This window comes from Microcystis wesenbergii NRERC-220, assembly GCF_032027425.1.
Taxonomy (GTDB): Bacteria; Cyanobacteriota; Cyanobacteriia; order Cyanobacteriales; family Microcystaceae; genus Microcystis; species Microcystis wesenbergii_A.
The window spans coordinates 3,848,150-3,868,499 of the sequence record NZ_JAVSJA010000001.1 but is presented as its reverse complement, the minus strand read 5'-3'; the positions used below and the strand labels follow the sequence as shown (position 1 = coordinate 3,868,499).

Here is a 20,350-nt window from a genome sequence, read left to right as displayed (position 1 = left end):
AACCAACTTCCCCCAATCGGGCTAATTCTCCTGTTCTCTCACTTTTGCTTGCTTTTGCTAGTCGATCTCTCCTTTGATGACAGTTGCGATCGCTGCTCGGGCATTTTCCTTAAATTCCTTGACATCAACGCGACTTAATAACCAAACTGCCAGGATCATTCCTAATGCTTGCAGGAGGAAAACTAAGCTATAGGCTAAAACTGGACTAGAAAAGATAACTTTACCGATATTTAAAATCGTACCGCCCAAAACCGTGGCTAATCCCCGTGCGATCGCTTGTGATAATCCCCAAGCGCCGATAAAAGTTCCCGCGGTTTCGGCGGCGGTTAAATCTAACATTAAACTGGTAGCGCCGGCGGTAATCATTCCCGAAGCTAAACCGAAAAAGAGCAAGCTTGATTTTAATAAACTTTGATTAGCAGAAAAGCCAGCAAAAATCAAGAGAATAAAACAAATTGTTGCAAAAATACAGCCATATTTAGTGGTTTTTTGTTTACCGATGCGGGGAATGAGCATAAATCCCGTGGCGGCAATACCAAAAAGGGTTCCAGTTCCCCAAAAAGCGTTTAATTGGGTGGTTTGGGCGATACACATCCCAAAAACCTCGCCACCAAACGGTTCCATAATTGCATCCTGCATAAATAAACTCAAAGTCATCATCAGCAGGAAGGTGAAAAATAAACCGGTTTGCCGACTAGCGGTGAGAACTTGTAGGGCATCTTTAAAGGTAATTTGATCCTCTCTTTGCACAAGAGTGGACCGACTACTAAAACGAGAATATTTTTTTTCTACGCCAAAAGTCGCTAAAATACAGAGACCGAAAACGATAGCGGGCATAATCGTGAACACGGGGTTAATTGTCGCCTGTAGTTGCGGAATATTGGCTATAGGGGCTGATTGAGTCGGATCATAGGTCAAAATATCTGTACCGCAGATATTGGGAGTATCCAGCAAACGAGAACTAACGATCGCCCCGACGACGATTCCCACCATCAGCATTGACCAAACTATACCAACTAATTGCGATCGATTATCTTCATCGGACACATCCACCAAGAGGGCGGAAAAAGGGGTGGAACTGGCACTTAAAGCGAGTCCGTAGAGGGCGAAAATTAAGGCTAAGAGGGCAATCCAAGCGTAGGAAACGGTATTCCATCCCGAAGTTTGAATACTAAGTCCCAATTGCCAGACTACCTGCAAAGCAATAAAAGCTAAAGCGGTAAAAACTGCCGCCCCAATCCAGACATAACCGCTGCGATGATGACCAAAAATAGTTTTACCGTCGGATCTTTGCCCAAACCAGATGCGTGCTGGACTAACAAACTGGTGCATAGCGATCGCAGCTGCGGCGAGAAAGGGTAAAACTTTTAACTCATCGATCATAATCCGATTGAGAACCCCCAAAGTCAGCAGGGACATAATACCTAGTCCCATCTGAAAGAGTCCTAAGCGAAACATGGTGAAAAGTCCCAGTTTTGGCCGGGGTTTTGGGGATGAGTGAGTAGAATTGGAGATATCGCTGGTAGCCATGGTTAAATCAATACGGGAAAAAAGCCAGTATTTAAAAATTTAACGCAGGACGAGCAGACATCTTCTGGGGATTTAAGTTTCTATCTCCGATAACCAAGTGGTCAGATCTGTCAAGCTGGTAAAATCGAGCAGCGCTTCTCCTAAAGTTTCTAATTGTTCTAGAGATAGTTCTTGGATTTGTTGGCTTAAAGTCGAGGATATTTCACCTAAACGACGGTTAAGTAGCCGTAGAATCAAAGAAACCGCTTCTTCTCGTCTTCCTTCCTCTCTTCCTTGTGCTTTTCCACTTTCCCGGATATCCTGATAAATGACTGATTCGCGCATAATTTCTTCCCTTAATAAGCTTCTGATTATTTCTTTACTTAATACTAAACCCGCCAGAATTGCTGTAGCGATTGGGTGAGGGAGAGGGGTTCTACCAATAACCATTGGGCGAAGTCACGACTATAATTTTGGTGGAGAAACTTACAGATGTTATCATATATTTATTTATTCTAATCAATGAAATATTTCCTGTCAATATTAAAGCCTTTTATGTTAATATAGCGCTTTTCGCGTTACTGAGGTATCGACAAGTTTTGTCAACAAAGGGTTTAAGCCCCTTGCCCATGCCTCATTCTGATGAAAACTGCTATAAATAATTTTGTTTTTTTTCTGATGGCATTTAACAGGGTAAAAACTGGCGAATTTTCTCGAACGATTGCACAGGAATATTCTCATCGATACACCCATAGGGGAAAAAGTTGAGCTATTCTAGAAATATCTTCCCACACCAGTCTTTATGGTAAACTGGCAACTCTATTTCGATTCGATTCAAAAGAGCTATCAAAAATGGTGGCAAGTTGACACGATTATTCGTGTTAAAAATGATTGGTTTAGTAATTCCTCTCCACTAGAGGATTTACAAGTGGAGACGGTTCCAGATGAGACATTTCTGGGGAAAAAGGATAAACAACCCCAAAGGTTAGAGATTTTAGCGGGATTACGGAAATATAGCCTTGATTCGGACGATTCGGACGATCATGTGTTGCTACAGGGGAAACCGGGATCAGGGAAATCGACGGCTTTGGTGCGGTTATTGTTCGAGGAAGCAGGAAAAAGAGATGAAACCCGAATTCCGGTTTTGATCAAATTGCGATCGCACAAAACTTCAACAATTGCCCTGATTAATAACTTTTTGAAAAGCCATAAGATTTATTTGAAAGCTTCAGAGATCGATAGACTGTTATTCGATAATCGATTGTTTGTAATGCTCGATGGAGTTAATGAATTACCTTCCGAGGAGGCGACTAAAGAGGTAAAAGTGTTTAGAGACGCTCATCCAAAAGTGCCGATGGTTTTTACCACACGAGACTTAGGGATATGGGGAAATTTAGGAATCGAGAAACAGTTAACGATGCAACCACTAACCGAAGGAAGGATGAGATCGTTTGTCCGAGGATATCTAGAAGACAAAGGAGAAAAACTATTAAATCAGTTGAATAATGAACGATTAAAAAAGTTAGGGGAAACGCCCTTATTTTTGTTGATGCTATGTTTCGTCTACGATGAGAACGAGAAAATTCCCGATAATTTAGGAGAGACTTTTAGGCGGTTTACTCGCCAGCATTACAAGCAGAGCAAAGCGGACGTTACAACTCTAGCTGATTCTAAGCTATTATGGTCGGAATCTCTGGAATATCTGGCCTTTGAAATGACTAAGCGTAAAGATAAGCCAGCGATTGGAATCAGAGAGGCTAAAAGTATTATCGGAGAATTTTTACAAGAAAATAACGAAAATGACTATTCTACTACTCGTCAGTGTCTCTGGTTGAGTGATTTAGAAAATCATCATCTCATCCAAAAGCTAGACGAAGACAGTATCGAGTTTCATCACCAACTAATACAGGAATACTATGCCGCCGAGTATTTATTACAACAGTTGCAGAAGTTGAACGACAGGGATTTACAGTGGCGCTATCTCAACTATCTCAAGTGGACAGAACCCATCGCGCTGATGTTGGGGTTACTAAAGGATAAAGAACAGGCGTTACGGGTCGTTAGGTTGGCGTTAGCGGTAGATTTAGGTTTAGGAGCAAGGTTAGCGGGGGAGGTTAATCCGTTATGGCAGGAGGAAACGGTTCAATGGGTAGCGGAGTTACCGGTTTCTCCTTTATATAGATTGTACTTGTTGGGAAAAACGGGTTCAGAGAAAGCACACAATATTTTATGTAAAAATTTAGAATCTGTATCGTTAGATGAAAAGATCGCCATCGTGAGGGCTTTAGGAAATATTTCTTCGGAAAAATCAAGAGAAACACTGATTGACCTACTAAAAGATCAAGAAACTAGAGTTTGTCTTGAATCGGCAGCCATCCTAGAGCAAATTTCGCATTCCCAAGATATCCCATCTTTAATAAATATTTTTAAAATTGCTTCGTTAGCGATAAAATTTAAAATTATTGATATATTTGAAATTTTAAATGATCCTAAATTAATATCAGCTTTACTCGATTTAATAGATGGAGAAAAAGATGGCTTTTTGATCCAGAGAATAGGATATGTAATAAAAAACATTACTAACATTGATACATTGTACAAACTGAAAGATTATTGTGACGAGCAAGGTCTAAACTTTCCTATTCACTATAAACCCTATCTCGACGGACACCATCCTTTATACAATAAGATACCTTCTTTTGAAAGAGTTAAATTTTACGGACCGTTTACGAGAGTTTTGTTTGGTAGGGATATTACACTATACGAATCGATTGAAGATTTGTATGATGCTATAAATAGCCCTGATGAAGAAATTAGACAGAGTGCGGTTTTACAATCAAAAAATTTTTCTATAGAAAATGTATTATCTCTACTATTGCAAGCTATCGACGATCAAGATAATTCAGTTCGTTTCGACGCTGTCAATATTTTAAAAAATAATGCCACTACCAAAATCTTGGGTTCACTTTATCAAAAAAAACTTGAAACAATATCAATTAATACACTTTATGATTTAATCGATATTAAAACTTCAATTCAAGGCAAAACCAAACAATATTCTCTCGAACCGATGTCCCTGCCTACCGACTCCGAGAAAAAATCTTCTATAGAAAAAGCATCATTATCGGAAACTCCTCAATCTTCCACCTCTCCCCAAATAATTCAAAACTTTAACTTTAATGCACCAGTTGACACAGTCGCTGGCAATGTTCAAGGAAACCTGATCAATCACAAGGAAGGAAAAGAGTAAATTAACGTAAGTTGCTAGTTACAAATTTTGTCTATGATTTCTAGGTTTGCTCCCCCCTGCCCCCTCTTGAAAAAAAAGGGGAGAACCAGACTCAAAGTCCCCCTTTTTAAGGGGGATTTAGGGGGATCGGAACGGCGATGATTATAACTAGCAACTTGGATTAAATTATTCGACTTCTAGAAATCCCCGAATCGTTTCTATCGGAATACTAATCACGGGAAAAAAGACCTTTAAAGCTTCAGTTCCACCCTGTTTAATCGCGTTAATTAATCTGGCTTTAAGCGTGGGATTATTTCTAATCACCTGCCGCACTAATTCCGCTTCGCTCGCTGTCGGATTTGTGGCTTGAAGCTGGGTTAATAAATCCTGAATTTCCCGGGCGGATTCGGCTGGGGTTTTCGGTTGGGGATTGACGATCATATCGCCTTCCACATTACCCGCCACTCCTGTCACCGGCGCGTTAAAATTCATCTGTATTTTTGGAGTTTCTGACACTTTTTTAGTAGATATAACTATTGTTAATTCATATCATAATAAATTCGATCGAGGAAAGTGTAGATAACAATAAAACTGAGCCTCAAGGAGACTCAGTTTCTAGTTTTTTAAGGACGGGAAATTAACGAATGTACTCTTTGAGGATACTATTACGGTTAGGGTGACGCAGTTTCCGCAGGGCCTTGGCTTCTATTTGACGAATGCGCTCGCGAGTGACGTTGAAAATCTGGCCGATTTCTTCGAGTGTTTTCATCCGGCCGTCATCTAAACCGTAGCGCAGCCGCAGCACATCGCGTTCGCGAGGACTAAGGGTATCGAGGACGTTTTCTAAATCCTCGCGTAACAAATTTTTAGAAACTTCATCTTCTGGGGTTTCCCCATCCGCTTCGATAAAGTCTCCTAAACGGGAATCTTCTTCTTTACCGATAGGAGTCTCTAGAGAAATCGGTAATTGGGCAGATTTGGCAATAAAACGCAGTTTTTCGATGGTCATCTCCATCTTGGTGGCGATTTCTTCCTCGGTGGGTTTGCGACGCATTTCCTGAGAAAGAATCTTGGTGGTTTTTTTGATCCGGGAGATGGTTTCGTAGAGGTGGACGGGGAGTCGAATGGTGCGGGATTGATCGGCGATCGCCCGGGTGATGGCTTGACGAATCCACCAAGTGGCATAGGTGGAGAATTTATAACCCTTTTCGTGGTCGAATTTTTCGGCGGCGCGGATCAAACCGAGGGAACCTTCTTGAATTAAATCTTGGAAGGAAAGACCGCGATTCATGTATTTCTTGGCGATCGAAACCACTAAACGCAGGTTCGATTGTACCATTTTTTCCTTAGCGCGACGACCATGGTACAAACGACGCTTAAAGGCCGATAAGTATTCCTTTGATTTCGCCAGCCATTCTTCCACCATGGGAGCCATTAGCTCCGTCTTAGCTAAATAAGCCTTAATATCCGATAATTTCGGGTCTTTTTCCGATTTTTCGGCGATAATTTTTTCGATGCGCTCGAACAAGAAAACCTGTTTTCCCCATTCGGCATCGCTATAGAGGCGAAAGTCCTCGCGAATGCGTTCTAATTTCAGTAGATCGGCGATTTTTCTCGCTAATTCGATCTCCTCTTCCGCTCTCAATAACCGAATCCTGCCGATCTCTTGCAGATAAATCCGAATCGAATCTTCTGTATAGGGTTTTTTTCTAGCGGCGTCGCGACGACGAGCGCTGGCAAGGCGGCGGGTTTTTTTGCCATCGTTGCTATCGCTGACTTCTTCTAGCTCTAACTCGATATCCTCATCATCGAAGTCTTCGTCTAGGTCAATCAAATCTAAATTCAATGGCGGCTCGGTAAGGGTTAGTACATTGTGGGCCTGCGTCATGCCGTTTTCCTCTTGCTCCTTCTGTGCAAAACTAGAAGATCGAATCTCAATCTAGGTGATACTGAACGAATTTGTGTCTCAAATCCGAGACGGGCAAAGACTTTTCCGATTGTAGCTTTAATTACAACAAATGGGAGAAGATTTTTGCTTAAATTTCCTTGTGTCGATGCGATTTTAGCGACACGGAATGCTGTTTTAGCTCGGTCAACTCATAATCTGGCTCCTGCAAAAATTGGCTAAATGGCTGGAGGACTGAAATCCGATCACCGGTTTGTCTGCGGTGTTGACCAGATAGCTAACAATCAAAGGAATTATTGAACGGGTCAACTGTTCCCATTGGCAAGGGGAACAGCATCCCTATTGGCCCTTGCTAATTCCTTTGGTCCTTAGCTATTGTATTTAATTTGATCGGATTCTTGCGGATAAATTTTATCCCTCATTGCTTTTAGGGGAATCTTGTTTTAGTACACTTGCACCATGATAATTAGGGTGCAAGCTCATACTATTAACTTAGCAACATTTTAGAAATTTGCGAGACAAATTTAAGATTTTCTCCAACAGCGACGTGGGGTGTGGGGTGTGGGGTGTGGGGTGTGGGGTGTGGGGTGTGGGGTGTGGGGAGATGGGGAGATGGGGAGATGGGGAGATGGGGAGATGGGGAAGTGGGGTGTGGGGTGTGGGGTGTGGGGTGTGGGGTGTGGGGAGAATAAATAAAAATAGTCTCCTGTCTCCTGACTCCTGACTCCTGACGACCGGCTACTGACTCCTGACTCCTGAATCCTGACTTCTAACCCCACCGACCAACTTGTTCAGCAAACCCTATCTAGACTTGTAGCATTTCTGGGGTTTTTTCCTTCTGCTGCAGTGCGACATGGAGACGGTTTAAGGCGCTGACGTAGGCGCGAGCGGAGGCGACAATAATATCGGTATCGGCCGCGCGAGCAGAATAGGTGCGTCCTTCGTAACGGAGACGGATAGTCACTTCTCCCAAAGCATCGATTCCCTCGGTAACTTCCCGCACCGAGAAAGAGATTAATTCGTTCGGAATCTTCACCACTCGATCGATCGCTTTGCAGAGAGCATCCACTGGGCCTGTACCAATGGCCGCATCGGATAACTCGCTACCGTCGGGAGTGCGAATCGTTACCGTGGCCGTGGGCCGGGCGCTATTACCACAGGACACTTGTACTAGCTCAAGGCGGAAGTGATCGGGAACCGTATCGATTTCATCGTTAACAATCGCTTCCAGATCGCGATCGGTGATTTCCTTTTTGCGATCAGCCATTTCCTTAAACTGGATGAAAGCGTTATTAAGTTCCGTTTCCGAAAGCTCAAAACCCAATTCCTGTAAACGAGAGCGAAAAGCGTTGCGGCCGGAGAGTTTACCGAGGACGATCTGATTATGGGTTAAACCGATCGATTCTGCATCCATAATCTCATAGGTGAGTTTATGTTTTAACACCCCGTCCTGATGGATTCCCGACTCGTGTGCGAAAGCGTTAGCACCGACGATCGCCTTATTCGGTTGCACGATCATGCCGGTAAGATTAGAAACTAGGCGAGAAGTGCGATAGATTTCCTTGGTGTTGATCTTGGTTAAAGGTTCCGTGGACTCTGCTGGACGACCGAGGAAAGGATTAAAATAGGAGCGCCGGACATGAAGGGCCATCACCAATTCTTCTAGGGAAGCATTACCGGCGCGCTCACCGATACCGTTAATAGTACATTCCAACTGTCGAGCGCCATTTTTAACCGCTTCGAGGAAATTAGCCACCGCTAACCCTAAATCGTCGTGACCATGGACGGAGATAATCGCTTGGTCGATATTGGGGACATTTTCCTTAATTCCCCGGATTAAAGCCCCAAATTCGCTGGGGGTGGTGTAACCGACGGTATCGGGAATATTAACGGTGGTAGCTCCTGCGGCGATCGCTCTTTCGAGGACTTGATAGAGGAATTCCGGATCGCTGCGGCCGGCATCTTCGGGGGAAAATTCCACATCATCAACGAAGGATTTGGCATAGGCCACCATTTCCGGCACAATCTCAAGAACTTCCTGACGGGTCTTCTTAAGTTTGTATTGGAGGTGGATATCGGATGTGGCTAGGAAGGTGTGAATTCTGGGCTTGGCGGCGGGTCTGAGCGCATCGGCTGCTGATTTGATATCTTTTTGAGTAGTGCGGGCTAATCCGCAAATAATCGGGCTATCAGCTTCGCTGCCGACGCTGGCGGCAATTTTCTGTACAGCTTCAAAGTCCCCCGGACTAGCGTGGGGAAAACCCGCTTCAATGACATCAACTCCCAGTCTTGCCAGTGCGCGGGCTATGGTTAGCTTCTCATCCACATTTAAAGCGGCACCCGGGGACTGTTCCCCATCTCGAAGGGTGGTATCGAAGATAATCACACGGTCTGGACTGGTATTCATAGTTTTTTTGTACCGTTAACGAACTTGGGAGTTGTTCCTCTGATTATAGCAGCCCAGGCCGAGGGGGTTATTAGGGAAAATTGCCCTGAGAATTTCTCGACCTGCTTGCGCTTTTCCCGCTTGCCCTCTTTTTGGCTACCATAGAGAATATAGATAAATTGGCGAGGGATTTAACAATGTTTGGCAAACCAGGGAAGGAACCGAACCCACCGGAGGTAAAAGACCTACAGGAAGTGATGTTTTCAATTAAGCAAAATCTCGAACCGGATCAGGATAAAACCGATATTAATCTTGTTGAGACTCCTACTCCAGAGGTGGTTACTGTAGTTGAAAATATTAGTAAAATTCTCTCTCCCTATTTTATCGTTTTAGTGGGTTTATTTCTCTATGATCGGAATAGTTTTATCGGTTTTTTATTAGTCTTTACGGGAGTTTTAGCGATTTTCGGAGTTTCTCTCAAGGATATTAATAAACTCTTTGAAGAAGGGAAAAAGTTTTTCCAATCTAAATAGTTTTCTCCTCTGGGTATAGCAGTGATATTAATGGTGCGGTGGCCAGTCTCTACTGTTAGGAAACGGCTAGAAGGGAGTTTTTTTCAGTGATAAGTAAACAGTGAACTGATAACTGAAAACTCACATCTGATAACTGATAACTGATATAAGATTATGTCTTTAGTTGCATCTTTACTCGATCGAGTATCTTCTCAGAGTTTACAACAATTGCGAGCCAGCGATCGAGCTTGGCAAGCTTTGCGTTTAGAAAATCCGCTTATTCCTGCGGTAATTAATCAAAGTCAAGAATCTTTAGGAGAGACGGATTTTGATCTAGTTATTGCCGGGGGAACTTTGGGAATTTTCATCGGGGCTGCTTTGCAAACTAGGGGCTGGCGTGTGGCATTATTAGAAAGAGGTATTCTGCGCGGTCGTGAGCAGGAGTGGAATATTTCCCGTTTAGAATTAAGCAGTTTTTTAGAGTTAGATTTATTGACCGAAGCTGAATTAAATCAAGCGATAGCTACGGAATATAATCCTGCTAGGGTGGGATTTTATCAAGGTTATGAGCTTTGGGTCAGAGATATTTTAAATATCGGTGTTGATCCGGTTTATTTGCTAGAGACTTTAAAAACTAAGTTTTTGCAAGCGGGAGGAAAGTTATTAGAAAATTCGGGGTTTAGCGGGGCAATTATTCATCCCGATGGAGTAATGGTTAAAACGGGAGAAGTAACTTTAAAAACCCGTTTATTAATCGATGCCATGGGTCATTTTTCGCCAATTGCAAAACAGGCAAGAAAAGGAGAAAAACCCGATGGAGTTTGTTTAGTGGTGGGTAGTTGCGGTCAGGGTTTTCCCAGTAATGAAACTGGTGATTTGATTTATTCTTTTACCCCAATCTTGCACCAATGTCAATACTTTTGGGAAGCATTTCCCGCTAGGGATGGTCGGACAACTTATTTATTTACCTATCTTGATACCCATCCCGATCGCTTTAGTTTAGAATTTTTGATGGAGGAGTATTTAAGATTACTGCCAGAGTATCAAAAGGTAGATTTAGAAGCGGTAAAATTTCAGCGTTTTCTAGCGGGTTTTTTCCCTGCCTATCGTCAAAGTCCTTTAAAAATGCCTTGGTCAAGAATTCTGGCAGTGGGAGATAGTAGCGGTAGTCAATCTCCGGTAAGTTTTGGTGGTTTTGGGGCAATGGTCAGACATTTAAAAAGGCTAACTTTCGCCATCGAGGAAGCTTTACAAATCGATGCTTTAAACCGAGAAGATTTAGCACTTTTACAACCCTATCAACCTAATATATCGGTAACGTGGCTATTTCAAAAAACCATGAGTGTCCCGATGTCTGCTAACCCTAATCCCAATCAAATTAATGACTTAATGAGTGGAGTTTTTCGGGTAATGGATAAGTTGGGAGATGAGGTCTTAAAACCGTTTTTACAGGATGTGGTGCAGTTTTCTTCGCTTTCAAAAACTTTGCCTTTGGTTAATCCTCAATTAGTTTTACCGATGATTCCGCAAGTGGGTATCAGTCCTTTTATCGATTGGACGGGACATTATTTTAATTTAGCTTTGTATAGTGGTTTATATCCCTTAGCAACCAGCTTAAAACCTGTTTTAGAAAAGTTACCCGACAAGCAAAAATATCTTTATCATCGTTATTTGGATAGTTGGAAATATGGCTCTGGGGGAGATTTTATCAGTAATCAGTGATCAGTGATCAGTAAACAGTGAACTGATTACTGATAGGGTGCATCTCTTATTGGTGACATTCTCTCACATATTGGTGATCAGCAGAAGTTATTCCAAGAGGGCGAATGCAATTCGCCCCTACAATAATATTATCGCGTCAATGGTAGGGGCGCACTGCGTGCGCCCAAATGTAATATAGATATTTCTACAAAATTGAGATGCACCCCATCTGATAACTGATAACTGATAACTGATAACTGATTTAATCTTTATCTTGAAAAAATTGTTGATCGAGATAATTAACTTTAGCATAGGGTTCTAAAGCGGAGAGAATTTGTCGGCCATAACTGCGAGCATTGACACGATTATCAAGAACAGCCACACAACCTTGACACTCCCGGAGAGACTGAACAGATTTCTGAATTTCCCTCACTGCTGTGGGTAAAAGATAGGCACGAAACCAGTCGAGATGTTGTCGTTTATAGTAGGCAATTTTGCCAGCAACGAGAGGATTTTCGGGGGAGGGTAAGGGTAAAGTAGCGATAATTAATAAACTGGGAGTGATAAATTTTTCTTGATGGGTTTGCCAGAATTGCCAACCACACACCAGAATAGTATTATTATTAATCTCAGTTTTTTCCACTTGCACTCGCGAACCGTAATCGGCTGCGATTTGGGTGGCAATTTGTGCCTTGAGGGGAACATCTTCAATCAGGATCACGATCGGTTGTTCACTGGTATGATTAGCACTAACTAATTCCCGCACTTGCTTTAATAACATCGGTTGAAATTCGGGCGTATTGGGGGCGCTGATGCGATCGGGTAGATATAAATGAATATATTCACTTTCGCGATCGGCTGCAAACTTTAGAGTTAAAATTTCTCCGATACCCTGATTTTGACGGTATAAATTAGCGGATTTTTCGCTATCTAAAAAACTGCCGATTAAAACAAAGGGTTGCTGCTGCCAAATCGGTTTGAAAAAACTAGCCACCTCCAAAGGACTGATTTTTAGGGTAAATTCTTCTCGATCTCGATCTACGGATGTCCAGAGGAGATAATTATGCTCGGTGATTTTTGCCGCTAAAAGTTGCCAAGCAGAATCAGTGGCTAAGTCTTGATCCAAGCGTTGCAGCAGGGCAATTATATATTCTTTTTCCTTGGCATCAATAAGATAGCAATTATAGGGATTAATGGGATGACCAAGAATACTTTGGCTAAGTTGTGCTTTAATTAAGTTTATAACCTCTCTATGCTGGGGATATGCTGACCCTAAAGCAGACCATTGTTCGGGAGTAATGGTGACGGTGAGATAATCTACTAGACAAGTTTCTAAATCTTCGGCTCGATCGATTATAGTGGCGATATTCTGGGGAAAATGGCCGAGATTGCCCAATTTATCCTCTAACCATTGTTGGGGTGTGGTGAGGAGTAAACCGGTAAAATTAGCGGGAAAGCGATCGCTTTTGAGGATATCTCGCTGAGTTTGTAACCATGCTTGCAGACGGGGGATTTCCACTTCCAATAGTAGGTTTACTTCCGACTCCGGGGCAACAATCAGAACAGGTGTATCACCTAAAAGAGCCGGGGTGAGATAACTGAGACAATAACGGGACAGAGTAGTTCCAGTTTGTATGAGAGAGGACCGTTTTAAGCGTAAAGCTCTAGCCACCAGTCGCCCCATAGTGAGATGATGAGACCAGTAAAAGCGCCCTTGTTCGCGTAAAAAAGCGCGTAGAGAAGAATGAACCGCTGCTTCTAATAAAACCATCTCATCTCAGTTATTGGTTATCAGTAGTCAAACCTACTCCCGCGAGTTGACCGTGGATATTTTAAGTTTATGCTGTCCCATCTGCTTTTTACCTGCGACTTGGTGTGAGATGATCTAGAAATGTGTATTTCATGAGAAGGATAAAGAAAAGTAATGGCAGAAATTCAGTTTTCCAGGGGGTTAAAAGAACCGGTTGTTCCCGATATCCGCTTAAGTCGCACTAAAACGGGAGAGAAAGGATCGGCAAAATTTTATTTTGAGCAACCGATTATCCTCGGAGATCAACAAACCGAGGAAATCACGGGGATGTATCTCGTCGATGAAGAAGGAGAAATCGTCACCAGGGAAGTAAAAGGCAAATTCATCAACGGTAAACCCACGGCGATCGAAGCTACGGTTATTTTCAATTCTCCCGCAGAGTGGGATCGTTTTATGCGTTTTATGGAACGTTACGGTAGCGAAAACGGTCTAGAATTTACTAAATCTTCCTGATTTTACCCTTAGCTTCTGGCAATTTGTCAAAAAACCCGCATTCGGGATCGATGCGGGTAGAGGTGAAAAATCAGAGGAAAAACCTATTTAACTCCCAACAATTCCACATCGAAAAGTAAAGTCGCGTTGGGAGGAATTACCCCACCGGCACCCCGCGCACCATAACCCAATTCTGGGGGGATAATTAAGGTACGCTGCCCACCGACTTTCATCGATGCGACTCCTTCATCCCATCCTTTGATCACTTGACCCACTCCAATGGTAAAGGTAAAAGGTTGATTGCGATCCTTGGAACTATCGAATTTTTTGCCGTCTGTCAGGGTTCCCGTGTAGTGAACAGTCACTTTTTGACCTTTTTCGGGACTTTCTCCGGTTCCTTCCACGATATCGATGTATTTTAGTCCCGAATCGGTGGTAACTGCTTGATCTAAATCCATGGAGATGATTTCCTTATTAATAGTTTGAGTGATAGGGGGTGGATCGATTTCTGCGGCGATCGCATTGGTTTTTTCCCCTCCACCAAAGAGGGAAGCAACGATTAAAAATAAGCCACAAACCGCAATAATAGCAAAACTGAGCAAGATTTCGCGCATTGATTTCATAGTTCCCTAACGCCAGAGTTTATTCTCTAAGTCTCTCACCTGCCGTTCTAATCTATCAATCCTTCCCCGCAGTTCGTCCATTTCCGATTGTCGGGGAACCCCTAAATCCTGCAAGATCTGGCGAATATAGCGTTCTAAGTTATTCTCGAAGCTCCCCTGTTCAGACTTCATCTGTGTCATCAGATCATCGACAAAGTTTTTAGCCTGATCGGAGTTGATTTTACCGTCTTTTACTAATTCATCGCTCACTTCTTTGATCTTTTCTGCCACCATGGAAGTAGTGCCAATACCCATCAGCAGCAATTGTTTAATCCAGTCGCTATTATCCATTGTTTTCACACCTGTCAAGGAGACGGGGATAAAAATATCCCTATTCCATTATGGACTTTTGCGGCGGTAACGGCAGAGCGATCGAGCAGATAACCCGCCAAGGCTATCCCAGTGGAACTACCCCCATCTAGGTTTAAACCGTCTGTTGCCGCCATTAACAGCAAAATTCGGGCTAATTCGCCTAAAGTTGCCCCCCTTCCCCCGACGCGATTATGGATAGCCACTAGCAAAATTTTTCCTTCTTGGTTAACTGCGATCGCACTGCGGGAAGCCTGTTGATTTTGGAATGCCGGACTAAATTTTTCGGCATTTCCATCTAAAACTATGCGTCCATTCTGCAATAATAGGGGACCTGCACCTAAAATCTGGGGATAATTAGCAAAATCCCTCGGTAGGGTGACGCTATCGAGATTGACTGTCTCACCAATCTTTAAATTAATATCTGTCTTTCGGCAGATGACTAAATAGCCATTTTCCGGTATTTCTATACTATCCTGTGGCAAAAGATTATTTAATTTCTCCGTCACGCGATCGCCTTGGACGACTAACCCGGTTTCGCGCTCGGTGAGGGGATGATAATTACTCCCCCAATCGCGAGTATAACGACTGCAGCCGGCTGTCAGGAAAGCACTATTTAACTGGGTTAGGGGAAAACGTTGTCCGGTGGCAGTAATGAGGGTTTCCTCTAAACTGAGGCGATCGATCCTGATTTTACCACGATTATCCCATGCGATCGCTCCTCGGTTTAAAATTGGTCCAGATAACCATTTGCCATCCACACGAATTGCCCCCAAAGGTAACTGATTATTACGATTAAAAAAGCCGCCATTAATCATCGCTACTGCGTTACTTTCGCTATTAATCGTGATCAGGGGATTAGTGCCGCGCATTGAGGTGGAATTAGCGGTGATTGGTTTAATAGTTATCTGAGGATTTCTGGGATCGATTTCTAACCAAGTCACGGGAAACCAATCTTGATCTAACTGGATATATTTTTGATTCCAGATTAACCCTGGTTGCCAAACAATGCGCTTTTCATCCATAGCATCGGGACGAGAATCAATGATAATTCGGGAAGGATTAGCCACACTGCCGATCTGTAATCCGTAGGCAGTGGGAAGGTTAATTTTTAAACGACTGATCACCCCATTATTTTCTAAGGAAGTGATCTGAGTGGGTAAGTTATTATTAGAGTTTCCTAGATCATCTTCATCGTTATTTGGGTTACTGTTGCTGATAGTTTTGGGTTGAAACCTAGAGATGAGCGATTGTTGGGCATTTCCTTCTAGGGTAATCACTGCTTGATTTTTTGCCTGACTAACTTGCCAAAAGGTCGGGCGATCGAGTTGAATAATAATCCTTTGTACTGCTCCATAATTTTCTAGCTGAATATCTTGAATCTGGGGAGCAGGAAAGTTAATAGTTAAACTATCGCCATTAATAGTGGTTGTTGCCCCCATTGTTAGTAAAATATCCGTAACATCCAGCCAGCGATCGGAATCGACTAAATTAGCCGATAAAGTTTGTAAATTAAACCAGTTTATCGGTTGCTTTTTAGGATCATTTGTGCTAAGAAAATCCATGCCGAATAATTGTCCTGCTCCCGTGTCACTCATGGCGATTCTGGTATTATTTCCTGCTGTCCACTGTCGCCAAGAAACGGGCAAAGAACGACCATTAAGAATAATTTTTTTTCCCTGTTGCTGGTTTGATAAATCCCGAGAAGCTAAAGTTATTGGTGATCTATGATCAGCTAAAGATATAGCTGGACTGCCGATAATTATCAAGGAAGTTACCGTTAAACAGATAGATTTGATAGTTAGGTAATTTAACTTCATAATTATCTCCCTAAATCACCTTGATTAAGGGTAAATTTGAGGATTTATATCCTTGGCAAGAGAGGCTAGAAGGGCCTATATTTTCTCGATTGATAACCTCTAATAATTCTTCAGGTGTTACTACCATCGGTTGAGAGTTATATAGATAACTAGAGGCTTTTTTAAGTTGTTGATCGTAGGTAACTAAATAATCACAATTAGCGGCAATACTTAAAATTAAAACATCATTCGAGTTTACCAAAATATTGCGAATATCTCTAGCATTTTGCCAATATTGATCAAGTTTAACTAAATCAAAATTCAAGATAGTCACCTTTTCTTGAATCCGATCGATTATTTCAGGATGATTACGAACTTCTGCTAAAAATAATAACTCTTGTAAAACGATCGCATTAAGAGCAAGACAAACGCGATCGAGTGTTTCTCGATCGAATAAATGTACACTGGCAATATCTCCTCGTAGATAAGAAGCCAAAACATCAGTATCTAAAAAAACTAGAGGTTTTTCCATTGATTTTCTTTTCCTATTTTCCCAGAAACAATATAATTATAGCGTTTCTCAAATAGATGAGGTTCGTTCTTGTAGCTGAAATAGTTGATATGTGCTTCACCTTGACGAGAAAGGCTAGATCATCGACGGCAATAACAAATTATAGCAATTGTCGGCTTTTTTTGATAACGCACCTGAAGGCTGATTCCTGACCACTGATGCTAATATGGAAAGATAGAAAACTAGCATCCGCAGGGAAAGGGTTATCACATTGACGCACACTTTTTTATTAGAACCGGGACGATGGAAATTAGAGGGAAGTTGGTTAGAACGAGATAAAATGCCCATACCGATCAAGGGTCGCCTACTAATCGCTTGGAGTCAAGACAATTGGTTTAGTTTAGTCAGTAAATTAATCTTTCCTGATGGGGAAAAAGAAGACATTTCCTTTCAATACCGCGGTCGTTTGGGAACAGGAAAAAGAGAATATACTTTTGTGCTGCAACAAAGTATTTTAGGACAAATCGAAGGAGAAGGTTGGATCGGTGCTGATACTATTATCCAACGTCATTGGGTATTAACAGACAGCCGGCGCGGGGGTTTTGAAACCTTTTATCGCATTAATAACAACAGTTACCATCTTGCCAGTGGTATTCTCAATCGTCACTACCTAATCAGTACCATGGAAGCGATTCTGGAACGTCAACTTTAAACTGAAGACTGATGACGGAGAAACGCTGGAAAATCGGCCGCATTTAAAGGTTTTAGCTAGGGTAATAGCTTCCGTTAGTCCAGGTAAATGCCGATAAAAGAGCGATCAATCTTAATACAATCAAAGGGATACTTTCTTAAATAACTTCAAGGGAAGAATAAATAAAAGCAATCTCCTGACTTCTGACTTCTGAATCCTAACCCCACCAACAAACTTTTTCAGCCAACCCTAATCTCTCTAGGTACTGATCATTCTTTTGACCTAAAGATGAGTGTGCTTGAGCCTTGATGATAAAGAGCAATGATTTTTTCCGTGACTTCTGTAATAGTGAGATGATCGCTATTAACTTCGATCGCATCTGCGGCTTTTCGCAGGGGTGCTAGGGAGCGATTACTATCCAAATAATCCCTTTTTTCAATCTCTTGGGTTAATTCTGCGAGACTAATCCCCCCATTTCCCTGCGCTTCTAAGTCTTTTAATCTCCTTCTCGCTCTTTCTTCGGGTGTCGCTGTCAAGAAAATCTTTAATTCCGCTTCTGGAAAAACATTAGTACCAATATCCCGACCTTCGACAACTATTCCCCCCGACATTCCCATCTGTCTTTGCAGGGTGACTAACTGCTCTCTCACCGCTTTTTGAGCGGCAATTCTGGACACTTGCGAGGTAATTGCGGGAGAGCGAATCTCTAAAGTCACATCTTGCCCGTTAATCTTCACTATAGTCACATTTTCGGGACTATCGGCCGGAATTATTTCTATCTTCGCTAAAGATAATAACTCGGCGATGGCCGCTTCTGCGGACAAATCCAGACCAGAATTCACCACCAACCATGTCACCGCGCGATACATCGCACCGGTATCGAGATAGGTTAACCCCAATTTTTCGGCTACTAAGCGCGTTACTGTCGATTTTCCCGCTCCAGCCGGCCCATCAATAGCGATAACTGCCCGACGTTGACGCAAGATAATATTATCAATTAAACGGGTTTGACCGATCGATCCAGCGATCGCTAACAAACCCCCTGTCTCGATCTGCTCGATCGGTTGTAAACTCTGGGGATGGACTAAATCCAGATACTGAGGGCGAAATTCTGGTACTCTGTCCAGATTTTTTTGCACAATAGCCAGTAGTTTTTCCCTTTGTCTTTCCCCTAAACGAAAACTTTCGAGGGCTAATTGCAAACTTTGGGCGATAATTGTCGCTTTTTCCTTTTCTGTGGCCGATAGATACTGATTGCGAGAACTAACTGCTAATCCCGATGTTTCTCGCACTGTAGCACAAGCGCGAATCTCGATCGCTAAATTTAAATCCCTGACTAATTGCCGGATAATCGCTAACTGTTGGGCATCCTTTTCGCCAAAATAGGCGATCTTCGGGGCAATAATATTAAACAACCGCGTGACAATTGTGGCTACTCCCTGAAAATGCCCCGGACGAAAAGCACCACATAACCCGCTAGTCAGAGAAATCGGGGGAACAACTGCGGTTATCTCCTCAGAATCACCAATTCCTAAAGTTTCCGCACTCGGAGCAAAAATAGCAGCAACTCCCAAGGATTCACACAATTGGCGATCGCTTTCAAAGGTGCGGGGATAGCGAGAAAAATCCTCTGTAGGGCCAAATTGTAGAGGATTAACAAAAATACTGACCACAGTTACCTCAGCTTCCGTCACTGCGCGCCGAATTAGACTAGCATGACCTTTATGGAGAGCGCCCATGGTTGGCACGAGAGCAATACTATGATCATGGCGATAATCAGCCAAAAAAGTGCGTAAACCGGGGATTGTTGTGAATATTTGCACAGGGTTCACTCCTTTGATAGCCTATTCCACTACTATTCGCCATTCGTGCAGTTAATACTCCACACAGCCATTTTCAATCAGGGGATGCTGCCCGATGATCGATTCGGCTGCTTCTAGGGAATCGGTTTTAAATAATAACATCCCATCGCCTCTTTCTATCCAATAACTCGTTTTTGTCTCCTGTCCTGTCTTGAAAGAGGGTGTAGGGTGTAGGGTGTGGGGTGTAGGGAAAGAAACCTCTTTCATCTGTGGGGGTGAAAATTTTTTCATCGGGACTGACTTGGTTAACCGCTGCATATATGCTTGTTTGACAAACCGGGGCATAATTTTTTTCAGGACAATGACTGGTGAGCAACCCGACAATTATATAGATTAATGGCAAAAAAGACTTGACAAAATCCCTCGATTTGACCTATACTTTTTATTATAATGGGAATCCGTGCCGAAATATATATAAGCCTTTTTAGTCTAGACTATTTAAAAAAAAATTATGCAATTACAACCCCAAAAAAACCTTGAAACAATATCAATTAATACACTTGATCGGTGAATCGAATAGGGAACCTTCGATCGAGTCGAGGGCGAATTAATCGGCAGTAATCAAGTTCGCCTATCCGTCGTCACGATTTGGCTAAAACGAAACCTAGATCATCAATTTCAATTTATCACCCTCAAACCCCGAAAGGAAAAATAAACCATGGCGCAACTATACGAAGAAGTGACCCTAGCCCGCGACGTTCCCGAATACAATCTTAAGCAGGGTGATTCGGCGATTCTTGTCGATATAGTTGCCCATCCGAAGGGGGGTGAGGAAGGATATGTTTTAGAACTATTCAACGAAGTAGAAGAATCGGTTAACGTCGTCATTGTCCCGAAATCGGCGATTCAAGAAGGGGAAAAAGAAGGTTCTTCGTTACTCGGTATGATTCGATCGGGTGGCATAAATTGACTAAATCCTTATCTGGCAAGAGACTTAATTGATTAGTTCGTTCTAGAGCGAAAACAATTGACAAAAATCGCAGCAATGTCTGTCTCTATCGGGGTTTCATTCCTTATAACCCCCTCCCTTG

17 protein-coding genes and 2 pseudogenes are annotated in these 20,350 nt (G+C 42.6%); 7 read left to right on the top strand and 12 right to left on the bottom strand.

The window, feature by feature from the left end:
- Positions 1-57 precede the first annotated feature (57 nt).
- Together RAM70_RS18800 and RAM70_RS18795 are read right to left on the bottom strand one after the other, a co-directional pair.
- Positions 58-1,530, bottom strand: a complete 1,473-nt coding sequence (locus RAM70_RS18800; protein WP_045359018.1) for a BCD family MFS transporter — start codon at positions 1,528-1,530, stop codon at positions 58-60.
- Between the two features lie 72 nt (positions 1,531-1,602).
- Positions 1,603-1,923: pseudogene (locus RAM70_RS18795) on the bottom strand (DUF4351 domain-containing protein); the annotation flags it as partial.
- 388 nt (positions 1,924-2,311) lie between these two features.
- Between RAM70_RS18795 and RAM70_RS18790 the strand changes: the two are divergent.
- Entirely contained in the window at positions 2,312-4,759 is a 2,448-nt protein-coding gene (locus RAM70_RS18790) for a HEAT repeat domain-containing protein (protein WP_277874318.1), read from the top strand.
- 165 nt (positions 4,760-4,924) lie between these two features.
- Here the strand turns inward: RAM70_RS18790 and RAM70_RS18785 are convergent, their stop codons facing one another.
- From RAM70_RS18785 to RAM70_RS18775, 3 genes are all read right to left on the bottom strand, one after another.
- Complete coding sequence (locus RAM70_RS18785) at positions 4,925-5,254, bottom strand: hypothetical protein (protein ID WP_312675080.1); 330 nt, start codon at positions 5,252-5,254, stop codon at positions 4,925-4,927.
- Between the two features lie 121 nt (positions 5,255-5,375).
- The gene (rpoD, locus tag RAM70_RS18780; RefSeq protein ID WP_312675079.1) at positions 5,376-6,626 is read right to left on the bottom strand and encodes an RNA polymerase sigma factor RpoD; all 1,251 of its coding nucleotides are present in this window, start codon (positions 6,624-6,626) and stop codon (positions 5,376-5,378) included.
- 823 nt (positions 6,627-7,449) lie between these two features.
- Positions 7,450-9,051: a 2-isopropylmalate synthase gene (locus tag RAM70_RS18775; RefSeq protein ID WP_312675078.1), complete on the bottom strand. Its 1,602-nt coding sequence runs from the start codon at positions 9,049-9,051 to the stop codon at positions 7,450-7,452.
- Between the two features lie 176 nt (positions 9,052-9,227).
- Here RAM70_RS18775 and RAM70_RS18770 point away from each other — a divergent pair, with 176 nt between their 5' ends.
- Both RAM70_RS18770 and RAM70_RS18765 read left to right on the top strand, forming a co-directional pair.
- Positions 9,228-9,563: a hypothetical protein gene (locus tag RAM70_RS18770; RefSeq protein ID WP_045359012.1), complete on the top strand. Its 336-nt coding sequence runs from the start codon at positions 9,228-9,230 to the stop codon at positions 9,561-9,563.
- Positions 9,564-9,716: 153 nt separating this feature from the next.
- Entirely contained in the window at positions 9,717-11,264 is a 1,548-nt protein-coding gene (locus RAM70_RS18765) for an FAD-dependent oxidoreductase (protein WP_312675076.1), read from the top strand.
- A 241-nt stretch (positions 11,265-11,505) separates the two neighbouring features.
- On the opposite strand, the gene RAM70_RS18760 is transcribed toward RAM70_RS18765, so the two are convergent.
- Positions 11,506-13,014 (bottom strand): helicase C-terminal domain-containing protein, encoded by a 1,509-nt coding sequence (locus RAM70_RS18760; RefSeq protein ID WP_045359010.1) that lies wholly within the window; start codon positions 13,012-13,014, stop codon positions 11,506-11,508.
- Between the two features lie 153 nt (positions 13,015-13,167).
- Between RAM70_RS18760 and psb28 the strand changes: the two genes are divergently transcribed.
- Entirely contained in the window at positions 13,168-13,506 is a 339-nt protein-coding gene (gene psb28, locus RAM70_RS18755) for a photosystem II reaction center protein Psb28 (RefSeq protein WP_045359008.1), read from the top strand.
- 83 nt (positions 13,507-13,589) lie between these two features.
- Here psb28 and RAM70_RS18750 read toward each other — a convergent pair whose 3' ends face one another.
- From RAM70_RS18750 to RAM70_RS18735, 4 genes are read right to left on the bottom strand one after another with little or no spacing between them, the layout of a single operon-like run.
- On the bottom strand, positions 13,590-14,108 hold the full coding sequence (locus RAM70_RS18750) for an FKBP-type peptidyl-prolyl cis-trans isomerase (RefSeq protein WP_312675072.1): 519 nt from the start codon (positions 14,106-14,108) through the stop codon (positions 13,590-13,592).
- A 6-nt stretch (positions 14,109-14,114) separates the two neighbouring features.
- On the bottom strand, positions 14,115-14,438 hold the full coding sequence (locus tag RAM70_RS18745; RefSeq protein WP_002746237.1) for a phasin family protein: 324 nt from the start codon (positions 14,436-14,438) through the stop codon (positions 14,115-14,117).
- A 14-nt stretch (positions 14,439-14,452) separates the two neighbouring features.
- Entirely contained in the window at positions 14,453-16,276 is a 1,824-nt protein-coding gene (locus RAM70_RS18740; protein ID WP_312675070.1) for a phosphodiester glycosidase family protein, read from the bottom strand.
- Between the two features lie 10 nt (positions 16,277-16,286).
- The gene (locus RAM70_RS18735; RefSeq protein ID WP_312675069.1) at positions 16,287-16,787 is read right to left on the bottom strand and encodes a type II toxin-antitoxin system VapC family toxin; all 501 of its coding nucleotides are present in this window, start codon (positions 16,785-16,787) and stop codon (positions 16,287-16,289) included.
- 250 nt (positions 16,788-17,037) lie between these two features.
- On the opposite strand from RAM70_RS18735, the gene RAM70_RS18730 reads away from it, so the two are divergent.
- Complete coding sequence (locus RAM70_RS18730) at positions 17,038-17,478, top strand: hypothetical protein (RefSeq protein ID WP_045359002.1); 441 nt, start codon at positions 17,038-17,040, stop codon at positions 17,476-17,478.
- Positions 17,479-17,726: 248 nt separating this feature from the next.
- On the opposite strand, the gene RAM70_RS18725 is transcribed toward RAM70_RS18730, so the two are convergent.
- Together RAM70_RS18725 and RAM70_RS18720 are read right to left on the bottom strand one after the other, a co-directional pair.
- On the bottom strand, positions 17,727-19,280 hold the full coding sequence (locus tag RAM70_RS18725) for a bifunctional pantoate--beta-alanine ligase/(d)CMP kinase (protein ID WP_045359001.1): 1,554 nt from the start codon (positions 19,278-19,280) through the stop codon (positions 17,727-17,729).
- A gap of 51 nt (positions 19,281-19,331) precedes the next feature.
- Positions 19,332-19,526, bottom strand: coding sequence for a YciI family protein (locus RAM70_RS18720; protein WP_190380719.1), 195 nt, complete (start codon positions 19,524-19,526; stop codon positions 19,332-19,334).
- A gap of 313 nt (positions 19,527-19,839) precedes the next feature.
- On the opposite strand from RAM70_RS18720, the pseudogene RAM70_RS23115 reads away from it, so the two are divergent.
- Positions 19,840-19,974 (top strand): annotated as a pseudogene (locus RAM70_RS23115) (DUF6883 domain-containing protein); the annotation flags it as partial.
- A gap of 3 nt (positions 19,975-19,977) precedes the next feature.
- Complete coding sequence (locus RAM70_RS18715) at positions 19,978-20,229, top strand: DUF4926 domain-containing protein (protein ID WP_045359000.1); 252 nt, start codon at positions 19,978-19,980, stop codon at positions 20,227-20,229.
- The last annotated feature ends 121 nt before the right edge of the window (positions 20,230-20,350 follow it).